A 14,289-nucleotide genomic window follows, 5' to 3' on the forward strand; every position below is an offset into this window, starting at 1 on the left:
CTACTGGACTGCCGCATGACTGCTTCCACCCCTGTTTCCGCCGGCGCCCGCTTCCGCCAGGCCCTGGCTGCCGAATCGCCGCTGCAGGTGATCGGCGCGATCAACGCCAACCATGCGCTGCTGGCCAAGCGCGCCGGCTTCCGCGCCATCTACCTGTCCGGCGGCGGCGTGGCCGCAGGCTCGCTGGGCCTGCCGGACCTGGGCATCAACACTCTGGAAGACGTGCTGATCGACGTGCGCCGCATCACCGATGTCTGCGACCTGCCGCTGATGGTGGATATCGATACCGGCTTCGGCCCGAGCGCCTTCAATATCGCGCGCACGGTGAAGTCGTTGATCAAGGCCGGTGCGGCCGCCTGCCATATCGAAGACCAGGTCGGTGCCAAGCGCTGCGGCCACCGCCCGGGCAAGGAAATCGTCTCGCAGGGTGAAATGGTCGACCGGGTGAAGGCGGCCGCCGATGCCAAGACCGACCCGGACTTCTTCCTGATCGCGCGTACCGACGCCATCCAGGTGGACGGCGTGGACAAGGCCATCGAACGCGCCATCGCCTGCGTCGAGGCCGGCGCCGACGGCATCTTCGCCGAGGCCGCCTATGACCTGGACACCTACCGCCGCTTCGTCGATGCGGTGAAGGTGCCGGTGCTGGCCAACATCACTGAATTCGGTGCCACCCCGCTGTTCAGCCGCGACGAACTGGCCTCGGCCGGCGTGGCCATCCAGCTGTTCCCGCTGTCGGCCTTCCGTGCCGCCAACAAGGCTGCCGAGAACGTCTACCAGTCGGTGCGCCGCGATGGCCACCAGCGCAACGTGGTCGACGCCATGCAGACCCGTGAAGAGCTGTATGACCGCATCGGTTACCACGCCTTCGAGCAGCAGCTCGACGCCCTGTTCGCCGCCAAGAAATAAGCAGTACCCTGCACCATCAGTTTTCGGAGGGAAAACATGAACGATACGACCGCAACCCCGACCTTCAAGCCGAAGAAGTCCGTCGCCCTGTCCGGCACCGCCGCCGGCAACACCGCGCTGTGCAGCGTGGGCCGCAGTGGCAATGACCTGCACTACCGCGGCTACGACATCCTGGACCTGGCCAATACCAGCGAGTTCGAGGAAATCGCCTACCTGCTGGTGCACGGCAAGCTGCCGACCCGCGCCGAGCTGGTCTCGTACAAGGCCAAGCTGAAGTCGCTGCGCGGCATTCCGGCCGCGGTGAAGGCCGCGCTGGAAGAACTGCCGCCGTCGGCCCACCCGATGGACGTGATGCGCACCGGTGTATCGGTGCTTGGCTGCGTGGCGCCGGAGAAGGATGACCACAACCATCCGGGCGCGCGTGACATCGCCGACAAGCTGATGGCCTGCCTGGGCTCGATGCTGCTGTACTGGTACCACTGGAGCCACAACGGCCGCGCGATCGACGTGGAAACCGACGACGACTCCATCGGTGGCCACTTCCTGCACCTGCTGCACGGTGAAAAGCCGCAGGATTCGTGGGTGCGTGCGATGCACACCTCGCTGATCCTGTACGCCGAGCACGAGTTCAACGCCTCCACCTTCACCTGCCGTGTCATCGCCGGTACCGGCAGCGACATGTACAGCGCGATCTGCGGTGGCATCGGCGCGCTGCGCGGCCCCAAGCATGGCGGCGCCAATGAAGTGGCCTTCGAAGTGCAGAAGCGCTACGACAGCCCGGATGAAGCCGAGGAAGACATCAAGGCCCGCGTCGAGCGCAAGGAAGTGGTGATCGGTTTCGGCCACCCGGTCTACACCGTGTCCGACCCGCGCAACAAGGTCATCAAGGACGTGGCCCGCGAGCTGTCCGAAGAGCAGTCCAGCATGAAGATGTACGACATCGCCGAGCGCCTGGAATCGGTGATGTGGGACATCAAGAAGATGTTCCCGAACCTGGACTGGTTCAGCGCGGTCAGCTACCACATGATGGGCGTGCCGACGGCCATGTTCACCCCCCTGTTCGTGATCGCCCGCACCGCCGGCTGGAGCGCGCACATCGTCGAACAGCGCATCGACGGCAAGATCATCCGCCCGAGTGCCAACTACATCGGCCCGGAAGACCGCGAGTTCGTCGCCATCGACAAGCGCGCCTGATCCACCTGCTGTCTGCACCCGGCCGGCTCGTTGCCGGCCGGGTGATTTCGCCGCCGCATCGCCGGCACCCGGCCCGCCCCAAGCATTCCGCCAGCCCATGAATACCGACTACCGCAAGAACCTTCCCGGCAGCACGCTGGACTATTTCGACGCGCGCGCCGCCGTCGATGCCATCCGGCCCGGCGCCTACGCCACGCTGCCGTACACCTCGCGTGTGCTGGCTGAAAACCTGGTGCGCCGCTGCGAGCCGGCCACGCTGGTCGATTCGCTGAAGCAGCTGATCGAACGCCGCCGCGATCTGGATTTCCCGTGGTTCCCGGCGCGCGTGGTCTGCCATGACATCCTGGGGCAGACCGCCCTGGTCGATCTGGCCGGCCTGCGCGATGCGATCGCCGACAAGGGCGGCGATCCGGCCAAGGTGAACCCGGTGGTGCCGGTGCAGCTGATCGTCGATCACTCGCTGGCGGTGGAATGCGGTGGGTTCGATCCGCAGGCGTTCGAGAAGAACCGCGCCATTGAAGACCGCCGCAACGAAGACCGTTTCCACTTCATCGACTGGACCAAGCTGGCGTTCCAGAACGTGGACGTGATTCCGCCGGGCAACGGCATCATGCACCAGATCAATCTGGAGAAGATGTCGCCGGTGGTCTACGTGCAGGACGGCGTGGCCTTCCCCGATACCTGCGTGGGCACCGACAGCCACACCCCGCATGTGGACGCGCTGGGCGTGATCGCCATTGGCGTGGGCGGTCTGGAAGCGGAGAACGTGATGCTGGGCCGCGCCTCGTGGATGCGCCTGCCGGACATCATCGGCGTGGAGCTGACCGGCAAGCCGCAGCCGGGCATCACCGCCACCGACGTGGTGCTGGCACTGACCGAGTTCCTGCGCAAGGAACGCGTGGTCGGCGCCTGGCTTGAGTTCTATGGCGAAGGCGCTGCGGCACTGACCATCGGTGACCGCGCCACCATTTCCAACATGTGCCCCGAGTACGGTGCCACCGCAGCGATGTTCTACATCGATGCGCAGACCACCGACTACCTGCGCCTGACCGGTCGCGAGGAATCGCAGGTAGCGCTGGTGGAGAATTACGCGCGCACCACCGGCCTGTGGGCCGACGACCTGGTCACTGCCCAGTACGAGCGCGTGCTGCGTTTCGACCTGTCCAGCGTGGTGCGCAACATGGCCGGGCCGAGCAACCCCCACAAGCGAGTGGCCACCGCCGAACTGGCCGAGCGCGGCATTGCCGATGAAGCCAAGCTGGAGGCCGGTCGTGGCGAACAGGCGCAGGGCCTGATGCCCGATGGCGCGGTGATCATCGCGGCCATCACCAGCTGCACCAATACCTCCAATCCGCGCAACGTGATCGCCGCGGCGCTGCTGGCGCGCAACGCCAACGCGCGCGGCCTGCAGCGCAAGCCGTGGGTGAAGTCGTCGCTGGCACCGGGCTCGAAGGCCGTGCAGCTGTACCTGGAAGAATCCGGCCTGCTGCCCGATCTGGAGCAGCTGGGCTTCGGCATCGTGGCCTTCGCCTGCACCACCTGCAACGGCATGAGTGGCGCGCTGGACCCGAAGATCCAGCAGGAAATCATCGATCGCGACCTGTACGCGACCGCCGTGCTGTCGGGCAACCGCAATTTCGATGGCCGCATCCACCCGTATGCCAAGCAGGCCTTCCTGGCCTCGCCGCCGCTGGTGATCGCCTACGCCATCGCCGGCACCGTGCGCTTCGATATCGAAAAGGATGTGCTGGGCGTGGATGCCGAAGGCAACGAAGTCCGCCTGAAGGACATCTGGCCGAGCGATGCCGAGATCGATGCCGTGGTGAAGGCCTCGGTGAAGCCCGAGCAGTTCCGCAAGGTCTACAACCCGATGTTCAACGTGCGCGTGGAGCATGGCGCGGCGGTCAGCCCGCTGTACGACTGGCGCCCGCAGAGTACCTACATCCGCCGCCCGCCGTACTGGGAGGGTGCGCTGGCCGGTGAACGCACGTTGGCGGGCATGCGTGCGCTGGCCGTGCTGCCGGACAACATCACCACCGACCACCTGTCGCCGTCCAATGCGATCCTGGCCTCCAGCGCCGCCGGCGAATACCTGGCGAAGATGGGCCTGCCGGAAGAAGACTTCAATTCCTATGCCACCCATCGTGGTGACCATCTGACCGCGCAGCGCGCCACCTTCGCCAACCCGAAGCTGTTCAACGAAATGGTGCGCAACGACGACGGCAGCGTGAAGCAGGGTTCGCTGGCGCGGGTGGAGCCGGAAGGCAAGGTGATGCGCATGTGGGAGGCCATCGAAACCTACATGGACCGCAAGCAGCCGCTGATCATCATCGCCGGTGCCGACTACGGCCAGGGCAGCTCGCGTGACTGGGCCGCCAAGGGCGTGCGCCTGGCCGGCGTGGAAGCGATCGTGGCCGAGGGCTTCGAGCGGATTCACCGTACCAACCTGATCGGCATGGGCGTGCTGCCGCTGGAGTTCAAGCCGGGCACCACCCGCCTGACCCTGGGCATCGACGGCACCGAGACCTTCGACGTAGTGGGCGAGCGCACCCCGCGCGCCGACCTGACCCTGGTCATCCACCGCCGCGACGGCCAGGACGTGGTGGTGCCGGTTACCTGTCGCCTGGACAGCGACGAGGAAGTGGCGATCTACGAGGCCGGCGGCGTGCTGCAGCGCTTCGCACAGGACTTCCTGGAAGGCGCCAAGGTGGCGTGAGGCCGGGCTGAATGCCTGCCCCTGACTGTCGGGGGCGGGCTTGTCCGACACCAGGGTGGGGCGCACACTGACTTGGCAAAAACTGCCAAAGGAGAGTCTGATGGCCACCATGAACATTTCGCTGACCGATCCGCTCAAGCAGTTCGTGGACGAGGAAGTGCGCGAAGGCGGTTACTCCAGCACCTCCGACTACGTGCGCGACCTGATCCGCCAGCGCCAGCGCAGCAAGGCGGAAGCATTGCTTCGACAGTTGATCGCCGAGGGCTTGGCCTCAGGGCCTGCCACGCCTGTGACCGCTGACACGTTCGAGCGCATGCGTCGCGAACTGACCGAAAGGATGGAGCGTGAAGGCGATTGACTGGAGGCCGAGGGCAGAGACCGACGCTGCAGATGCCGCGCTGTGGTTTGCGCGACAGGGAGGAGCCGCGTTAGGTACGCGTTTCCTGGTCGAGTTGGAGGCCACCCTGCAGCGCATTGCCTTGTTTCCCGCTTCGGGCTCCAGCAGACACGCCGATCTTGCCGCGCAGTTGCCGGGCACGTTGCGTTTCATCCCGGTATCGTCATTTGAACGCTATCTCGTTTACTACATTGACCAGCCTGCGCGCGTGCACGTCATACGCGTGTGGTGTGTTGACCGTGGCCTTGATGGGCTGATGCAAGACATCTCCTGACATTCAAACGCTTGGATCCGACGATGACCTTCCTCCCGCAACTCCGTATTCCCGCCACCTACATGCGCGGTGGCACCAGCAAGGGCGTGTTCTTCCGCCTGCAGGACCTGCCCGAAGCGGCGCAGGTGCCGGGCCCCGCGCGTGATGCGCTGCTGATGCGGGTGATCGGTTCGCCCGATCCGTATGGCAAGCACACCGACGGCATGGGCGGGGCAACGTCGAGCACCAGCAAGTGCGTGATCATCTCCGCCGCCTCGGTGCCGGATCACGACGTGGATTACCTGTATGGACAGGTCTCCATCGATACCGCCTTCGTCGACTGGAGCGGCAACTGCGGCAACCTGAGCACGGCCGTGGGGCCGTTCGCCATTGCCAATGGCCTGGTCGACCCGGCCCGCGTGCCGCGCGACGGCCTGTGCACGGTGCGCATCTGGCAGGCCAACATCGGCAAGACCATCATCGCCCACGTGCCGATGTGCAACGGCGAAGTGCAGGAAACCGGTGATTTCGAGCTGGATGGCGTGACCTTTCCGGCGGCCGAGATCCAGCTGGAGTTCATCGATCCGTCCGATGACGGCGATGCCGGCGCGATGTTCCCCACCGGCAACCTGGTGGACACTCTGGACGTGCCGGGTGTGGGCAGCTTCGAGGTGACGATGATCACCGCTGGCATCCCGACCATCTTCCTCAACGCGGCCGACCTGGGCTATACCGGCACCGAACTGCAGCCGGCCATCAACGAAGACAAGGCGGCCCTGCAGAAGTTCGAGACCATTCGTGCCCACGGTGCATTGCGCATGGGCCTGATCGCGAAGGTGGAAGACGCGGCGACCCGCCAGCACACGCCGAAGGTGGCCTTCGTGGCGCCGGCACAGGACTACGTGTCGTCCAGCGGCAAAGCCATACCGGCCTCGGCCATCGATCTGCATGCGCGCGCGCTGTCGATGGGCAAGCTGCACCACGCGATGATGGGTACGGCGGCAGTGGCCATCGGTACGGCCGCGGCAATTCCGGGCACCCTGGTCAACCGCGCGGCCGGTGGCGGCCAGCGTGAGGCAGTCACCTTCGGCCACCCCTCCGGCACCCTGCGGGTCGGCGCCCAGGCCGGGCAGGTGGACGGCCAGTGGACGGTGACCAAGGCGATCATGAGCCGCAGCGCCCGGGTGCTGATGGAAGGCAAGGTACGGGTGCCGGCCGAATGAGGCCCCGGTAGTTGCACGGGGCCTGGTAGCTGCCCACCTTGGTGGGCAGCCAGCGCGTGCGTGGGGCCCAGCGCCAACCAACTTTGGCGACTACCGGCCACCCGCCGTCAACACCTTGACGCGGCGGCCCTATAATGGCCGCCTCGATCAAGGAGTGACGACATGAGCGGTCCGGCACGGCGGAAGCGGTGGGGTTGGGCGGCGGCTGTTCTGGCAGGAGGCCTGTTGCTGGGCCTGGCCGGTTGCCGCAACGACAGTGGGCAGCTGCCCAAGGCCAGTGGTGAAGCGATCACCACCCAGGCCGAGCAGGTGAAGGACTTCACCCTGCTGCGCGCCTATCCGGACCAGAAGAATGACGGCCTGTCGCTGGCACTGGAGTTCTCGCGCCCGCTGGTCGGCACCCAGGATTTCGACAAGCTGGTGCGCTTCGAAGAGAAGGTCGGCACCGAAGACAGCAGCTGGACCCTGTCCGATGACGGCCTGACCCTGCGCTACCCGTTCGTGGAGGCCGGCAAGGAATACAGCCTGGTCGTGTCCCCGGACCTGCTGGCCGCCGATGGCAATCGCCTGGGCAAGGAGCTGAAGCAGAAGGTGTTCAGTGGCGAACTGAAGCCCGTGGCCGGCTTTGCCTCGCAGGGCAGCGTGCTGCCGGCCAAGGAAAGCCGCGGCCTGCCGGTGGTGTCGGTGAACGTGCCGGAAGTGGACGTCGAGTTCCTGCGCGTGCGCGAGAAGGACCTGCCGACCTTCTTCAGCCAGTACCAGCGCGGCGGCCGTCGCGGCAGCTGGGAACTGAGCAGCGATTACGAGCGCAGCCCGATCAACAAGCTGGCCGAACCGGTCTACGTCAACCGCTTCATCCTGGGCGGCAAGCAGAACGAGCGCGTTCTGACGTATCTGCCAACCCAGGACATTAAGGAACTGCAGGAACCGGGCCTGTACTTCGCCCTGCTCAAGCGCACCGGTGATTACGAAGGCGAATTCGACACCGCGTTCTTCTCGGTCAGCGATATCGGCCTGCATACCCGCGCCTACAAGGACAAGCTGTTCGTCCACACCGCCTCGTTGAAGGATGGCGCCGCGCTGAAGAGCGTGGACCTGCGCGTGCTGGACGCCAAGGGCGAGGTGGTGCTGAAGGGCAGCACCGATGGCAACGGCAACGCCCTGCTGAACTACACCCTGGACGCGGCCCATGTGCTGGTGGCCAGCAGTGGCAAGGACACCAGCTTCCTGCCGTTCAACCAGCCCGCGCTGGACCTGAGCGAATTCGCCGTGGCCGGCCGTGACAACGCCTGGTTCGATGTCTACGCCTGGTCCGGGCGCGATCTGTATCGCCCGGGCGAAACCGTGCGTCTGTCGGCGCTGCTGCGCGACAACGACGGCAAGCCCGTCAAGCCTCAGCCGGTGTTCCTGCGCCTGAAGCAGCCCGACGGCAAGACCTTCCGCGAGACCCGCCTGCAGCCGGGCGAGCAGGGCTACATCAATTTCGAGCAGGTCATTCCCGCCGAGGCGCCGACCGGGCGCTGGCAGGTCGAGTTCCGTACCGACCCGGCCAGCAAGGAAGCGATCCAGGGCATGACCCTGCGCATCGAGGAGTTCCTGCCCGAGCGCATGAAGCTGGACCTGGACAGCGCGCAGAAGACGCTGAAGCCGGGCGAGGAACTGCGCCTGCTGGCCAACGGCGCCTATCTGTATGGTGCGCCGGCCGATGGCAACCGCTTCACCGCGCGCATGGCCGTAGCGGCTGAGCAGAAGCCGGTGGAGGGCCTGCCGGGTTACTTCTTCGGCGACGCGACCCTGCAGCTGCCGCGTGATGCCAAGGACGTGATCGATACCACGCTGCCGGCCAACGGCCAGCTGCGCCAGGACGTTGCACTGCCCGAAGAGGCGGCCAAGGCCAAGGCGCCGATTGCCGTGGTGCTGTCGGGCAGCCTGTACGAGACCGGTGGCCGCACGGTCACCCGCACCCTGAAGCGGGTGATGTGGCCTGCCGATGCACTGGTCGGCGTGCGCCCGCTGTTCAACCCCGATGATGGCGCTGATTCCAACGGCAATGCGCGCTTCGAGCTGCTGCGCGTGGATGCGGCGGGCACGCCGAAGCCGGCCAAGGGCCTGAAGGTAACCCTGGTGCGCGAGCTGCGCGACTACCACTGGACCTTCAACGACAACCGCTGGGACTACGATTTCACCCGCCGCTTCGAGAACAAGGAAACGCGCACCGTCGATGCCGGCAGCAGCGCGGTGGCCTTCGATTTCCCGGTGGAGTGGGGCGAGTACCGGGTGGACGTGTTCGATCCGTCCACCGGCCTGACCAGTCGCTATCCGTTCCGTGCCGGCTGGAGCTGGGGCGATGACAACCGCGGCCTGGACGCCCGCCCGGACAAGGTCAAGCTGGGCCTGGACAAGACCGGCTACAAGGCCGGTGACACCCTGCAGGTGACGGTTACCCCGCCGCACGCCGGCAAGGGCCTGCTGATGGTCGAATCCGATCGCATGCTGTACGTGCAGGAGATCGACGCCAAGCCGGGCGCCACCTTCAAGATTCCGGTCACGGCCAACTGGGAACGCCACGATGTCTACATCACCGCGCTGGTGTTCCGTGGCGGTACCGCGCCCAGCAAGATCACCCCGGCGCGCGCGGTGGGCGTGGTACACGTGCCGATGGACCGCAAGGGTCGCGCCGTGGCCGTGGGCCTGGTCGCGCCCAAGCAGATGCGTCCGGAACAGGACCTGCCGGTGACGGTCAGCGCACCGCAGCTGGCCGGCAAGACCGCGCATGTCACGGTCTCGGCCGTCGACGTGGGCATCCTCAACATCACCCGCTTCCCGGTGCCCGATGCCGGCGCGCATTTCTTCGCCCAACGCCGCCTGGGCATCGATGCCTACGACATCTACAGCCGGGTGATCGAAAGCTTCGATGGCGGCAGTGGCAAGCTGAAGTTCGGCGGCGACATGGGCCTGCAGGCGCTGCCGCAGGCCAAGCGGCCGACCGCGCGCGTGCAGACCGTGGACCTGTTCTCCGGCCCGGTGCAGCTGGATGCCAAGGGCATTGCCCGCATCCGCCTGAAGGTGCCCGACTTCAACGGCACCCTGCGCGTGTCGGCGGTGGTCTACAGCGACGACCAGTACGGCAAGCGCGACGTGGAAACCGTGGTGCGCGCACCGATCCTGGCCGAAGCCAGCATGCCGCGCGTGCTCGCCCCGGGCGACCGCAGTACGGTCACCCTGGATGTGCAGAACTTCACCGGCAAGCCGGGCGCGTTCAACGTGCGGGTGGAAACCGAAGGTCCGCTGTCGCTGGCCGAAGGCACGCGCAGCGTGCAGTTGAATGCCGATGCCAAGAGCACGCTCAGCTTCCCGCTGTCGGCGCGCGAGGGGCACAGCGTGGCCAAGGTGCGGGTGCGGGTGGACGGCAACGGCTTCAAGGCCGACCGCCGCTACGAGCTTCCGGTGCGTGCGGCGTGGCCGCAGGTCGTGCGCTCGCAGGTGCGCACGCTCGATCCGCTGGCCGCGGTCAGCCTGGATGGCAGCCTGACCGAGGGCCTGATGGCCGAATCGGTGAACGCGCGCCTGCTGGTCAGCCCGCTGCCGCCCATTCCGTTCGCCAGTGCGCTGCAGGGCGCATTGAACTACCCGTATGGCTGTGCCGAGCAGACCACCAGCAAGGGCTACGCGGCGTTGATCCTGGACCAGGCCACCTCGTCGATGCTGGGTGCCGATGGCCTGGATGCCAAGACCCGTCGCGAGCGCATGGAAGGCGCGTTCGGCCGACTGGCATCGATGCAGGTGGCCAACGGCAACTTCTCCATGTGGGGTGACGATGGCTACGTGAACCCGTGGCTGACCCCGTACATCACCGAGTTCCTGCTCGATGCCAAGGACGCCGGCTTCGCCGTGCCGGACAACGTGCTGCAGAAGGCGCTGAACCGGTTGAGCGAGGACCTGCTGTCCGGTGGCAACCAGTTCTATGGCCAGGACGAACGCGAAAAGCTGAAGTTCGCCAACCAGGCCTATTCGGGGTACGTGCTGGCGCGGGTCAACCGTGCCCCGCTGGGCACCCTGCGCACGCTGTACGACAACGAGCGCAGCAAGGCGGTCGGTGGCCTGTCGCTGGTCCACCTGGGCGTGGCGCTGTCGCTGCAGGGCGATGCCAAGCGTGGCCAGGCGGCACTGGCGGCGGCGTTCGCCAAGTCCAGCAGCGAACGGCCGTCGTACTTCGGCGACTACGGCAGTGCCATCCGTGACGACGCGCTGATGATCGCGCTGACCCATGAAAACAAGCTGGCCAAGCCGGCCTGGGATGCCCGCGCCGTTGATCTGGGCCGCGGCTTGGATGCGCGCCGCAATGCCGGCTGGATGTGGCTGAGCACCCAGGAACAGGTCGCCATCGCGCGCCTGGGCAAGGCGCTGTCGGCCAACCAGAAGGCGCTGGTCGCCGGTGAGCTGGTGATCGGTGGCAACACCGAAGCGATTGGCGAGCGCAAGCTGTTCGGTCGCAACTTCAGCGCTGGCGAACTGGCCAGCGGCGTGCGCTTCAGCCCGCAGGGGCAGCCGCCGATGTTCGCCAGCATCGACGTGGCCGGCATTCCGCGCACGGCACCGGCACCGGACAACAGCGTGCTGGGCGTGGAGCGCAGCTACTACGGCACCGATGGCAAGCCGTGGACGCCGCGCCCGCTGAAGGAAGGCGAGGCACTGATCGTGCGCGTTACCGTCACCGCCGATACCACCATGCCCGATGCACTGCTGACCGACCTGTTGCCGGCCGGCCTGGAAATCGAGAACTTCAACCTGGGCGATGCCAAGCAGTGGGCCGACGTGGTGGTCGATGGCATCACCATCAGCGACCGTGGCGAAGCGGCCGATACCAAGCACGAGGAGTTCCGCGATGACCGCTACGTGGCGGCGCTGAAGCTGTCCCGTGGCAGCAAGGCGAACGTCTTCTACCTGGTGCGCGCGGTCACCCCGGGTACCTACACAGTGCCGCCGCCGCTGGTGGAAGACATGTACCGCCCGCAGCTGCGTGGCGTTGGTCGCAGCAACCCGACCACGATCACGGTGGTGCAGCCGTGATGGCGCGGACGGGCCGCGGTGGCGCGGCCCGTCCTGCTGACCGCAGACCATGAAGCGATCGATCAGAATGCGGCTGGCGGCCCTGCGCCGCCGGCTGCGGCCCCTGTGGCCGTGGCTGCGCTGGGGCACCGCCGCGCTGCTGGCCCTGCTGCTGGTACTGGATTGGGCGTTCCCGCCGCCGCTACCGAAGCAGCGCGACACCAGCACGCTGGTGGTGGCCGCCGATGGCAGTCCGCTGCGGGCCTTCGCCGATGCCGAAGGCGTGTGGCGCTACCCGGCCACGGTGGACAGCGTGTCGCCGCTGTACCTGCAGGCCCTGCTGACCTACGAAGACCGCTGGTTCTGGAAGCACCCTGGCATCAATCCGCTGGCGATCCTGCGTGCCGGAGCCCAGCTGCTGCGCGGCGGCCACATCGTGTCCGGTGGCTCCACCCTGACCATGCAGGTGGCGCGCATCCTCGACCCGCACTCGCGTACGCCATGGGGCAAGCTGAAGCAGATGCTGCGCGCGGTGCAGCTGGAAGTGCACCTGTCCAAGGCGCAGATCCTGGCCTTGTACCTGGAACGGGCGCCCTACGGCGGCACCATCGAAGGTGTGGAGGCAGCCAGCTGGGCGTACCTGGGCAAGTCGGCGGCGCAGCTTTCGCATGCCGAGGCGGCCCTGTTGGCGGTGCTGCCGCAGGCACCGAGCCGGCTGCGCCCGGACCGGCACCCGGAAGCGGCGCAGAAAGCACGTGACAAGGTGCTGGCGCGCATGGCCCAGCAGCGCGTGTGGTCGGCCGACGAGGTGTCTGATGCACGCGTCGAAAACGTGGTGGCGCGCTCGCTGCGGCCGCCGATGCATGCGGCCCTGCTGGCGCAGCGGCTGCACGCCACCTATCCCGGCCAGGCGCGCATTGAAAGCGGCATCGACATCGGCCTGCAGCGCACCCTGGAAGAGCGCGTGGCCAGCTATTTTTCCGGCCTGCCCGAGCGCACCTCCGCCGCGCTGCTGGTGGTGGACAACCAGACCCTGCAGGCGCGCGCCTACGTGGGCACGCTGTCCTTCGGTGATCGGCAGCGGCTGGGGCACGTGGACATGGTGCAGGCCTGGCGCTCGCCCGGCTCCACCCTCAAGCCCTTCCTGTACGGCATGGCGCTGGACGATGGGCTGATCCATTCGGAAAGCCTGCTGGTGGATGCGCCGCAGAGCTTCGGCAGTTACCGTCCCGGAAATTTCGACATGGCCTTCAACGGCCCGGTAGGTGCGGCCACCGCGCTTCGCCTGTCGTTGAACGTGCCTTCGGTGGACCTGCTGCAACGGGTGGGGGCTGCACGCTTCGCCGCCCGTCTGTCCCACGCCGGCATCCAGCTGCGATTCCCGCCGGGCGCGCAGCCCAATCTGTCGTTGATTCTCGGCGGCACCGGCGCGCGCCTGGAAGACTTGGTGGGCGCGTTCGCTGCATTGAATCGCAATGGCATTGCCGGTCGCGTGCGCTATACCGCCGATGAGCCGATGGTGGAGCGCCGACTGGTGTCGCCGGGCGCGGCATGGATCGTGCGCGAGATGCTTGAATCCAATCCACGGCCAGGCTACGGCGTGGGCACCTTCGATGTCGGCGGGCGCCCGCGCGTGGCGTGGAAAACCGGCACCAGCTACGGCTTCCGCGATGCCTGGGCGATCGGCGGCACCCGCCACTACACCGTGGGCGTGTGGGTGGGGCGGCCCGATGGCACGCCGCTGCCCGGCCAGTACGGTGCGGTGACCGCCTTGCCGCTGATGTTCGAAGTGGTGGACAGCCTGCCGCGCCAGCGCGGTGATTCGGCGGCCGCGCCGATGCCGGCCAGTGTCAGCGAGGCAGACGTGTGCTGGCCCACCGGTGAGCGCGCCGAGGGGCTGCCGGCGTCGCTGTGCCAGCGGCGCATGCCAGCCTTCCTGCTGGACGGTGCGGCGCCGCTGACCTTCCCCGAGCGCGACGCGCGGCGCTGGCAACCGGGGCGGCAGCGCTACGTGGCCGATGCGCGCAGCGGCTTGCGCCTGTCCGCCGACTGCAGCGCGCCGCATGTGGAAGTGCCGGGCGAGATCGCGCGCTGGCCGGCGTTGCTGTCACCGTGGTTGGCCAAGGCCACGCGCGACGCCTCGCAGTTGCCGGCGCTCTCACCGGATTGTCGCGACGACGGTCGCGAGGCCAGCGTGGCCCTGCATATCGATGGACTGAACGACGGCGCCGCACTGGCGCGTGCGCCCAATGCCGAGCATGGCGTGCGCCTGCAGCTGCGCGCGCTGGGCAGCGAGCAGCACGTGGACTGGCTGCTGGATGGCCGCTGGATCGCGCAGACGCAGGGTGCGCAGCTGATGCAGCGCGAATTTGCCGAGCCCGGCGCGCATACGTTGACCGCGCTGGCGTCCGACGGCGCCTGGACCCAGGTGCGGTTCAACGTGCTGCGGTAGCGCCGCGACCTGCTTTGGTAGGTGCCAACCTTGGTTGGCACACGTCGGAACAACTGCCCACCAAGGTGGGCATCTACGGTAGGTGCCAACCTTGGT

At 67.1% G+C, this 14,289-nt stretch carries 8 protein-coding genes; all 8 read left to right on the forward strand.

Annotation, left to right across the window (positions count from 1 at the left end):
• Window positions 1–15: 15 nt before the first annotated feature.
• The 8 genes from prpB to pbpC all read left to right on the forward strand — a co-directional run bounded on the left by prpB (window position 16) and on the right by pbpC (window position 14,193).
• A complete protein-coding gene (prpB, locus tag G4G00_RS09065) occupies window positions 16–909 on the forward strand; it encodes a methylisocitrate lyase (protein ID WP_108753845.1) in 894 nt (297 codons plus the stop codon).
• Window positions 910–945: 36 nt separating this feature from the next.
• Window positions 946–2,103 carry a 2-methylcitrate synthase gene (gene prpC, locus G4G00_RS09070; RefSeq protein ID WP_108753844.1) on the forward strand — a complete coding sequence of 386 codons (1,158 nt, stop codon included), beginning with the start codon at window positions 946–948 and terminating at the stop codon, window positions 2,101–2,103.
• Window positions 2,104–2,200: 97 nt separating this feature from the next.
• Window positions 2,201–4,819, forward strand: coding sequence for a Fe/S-dependent 2-methylisocitrate dehydratase AcnD (acnD, locus tag G4G00_RS09075; protein ID WP_164272775.1), 2,619 nt, complete (start codon window positions 2,201–2,203; stop codon window positions 4,817–4,819).
• Window positions 4,820–4,919: 100 nt separating this feature from the next.
• Complete coding sequence (locus tag G4G00_RS09080) at window positions 4,920–5,177, forward strand: type II toxin-antitoxin system ParD family antitoxin (protein ID WP_108753842.1); 258 nt, start codon at window positions 4,920–4,922, stop codon at window positions 5,175–5,177.
• The gene (locus tag G4G00_RS09085; RefSeq protein ID WP_108753841.1) at window positions 5,164–5,490 is read left to right on the forward strand and encodes a type II toxin-antitoxin system RelE/ParE family toxin; all 327 of its coding nucleotides are present in this window, start codon (window positions 5,164–5,166) and stop codon (window positions 5,488–5,490) included. Before G4G00_RS09080 ends, G4G00_RS09085 begins: the two co-directional genes overlap by 14 nt.
• Window positions 5,491–5,513: 23 nt before the next feature.
• Window positions 5,514–6,692 (forward strand): 2-methylaconitate cis-trans isomerase PrpF, encoded by a 1,179-nt coding sequence (gene prpF, locus G4G00_RS09090; RefSeq protein WP_164272778.1) that lies wholly within the window; start codon window positions 5,514–5,516, stop codon window positions 6,690–6,692.
• Window positions 6,693–6,854: 162 nt separating this feature from the next.
• On the forward strand, window positions 6,855–11,762 hold the full coding sequence (locus G4G00_RS09095) for an alpha-2-macroglobulin (RefSeq protein ID WP_164272781.1): 4,908 nt from the start codon (window positions 6,855–6,857) through the stop codon (window positions 11,760–11,762).
• A 49-nt stretch (window positions 11,763–11,811) separates the two neighbouring features.
• On the forward strand, window positions 11,812–14,193 hold the full coding sequence (pbpC, locus tag G4G00_RS09100) for a penicillin-binding protein 1C (protein WP_108753838.1): 2,382 nt from the start codon (window positions 11,812–11,814) through the stop codon (window positions 14,191–14,193).
• The last annotated feature ends 96 nt before the right edge of the window (window positions 14,194–14,289 follow it).

The organism is Stenotrophomonas sp. B1-1, assembly GCF_010894375.1.
Lineage (GTDB): Bacteria > Pseudomonadota > Gammaproteobacteria > Xanthomonadales > Xanthomonadaceae > Stenotrophomonas.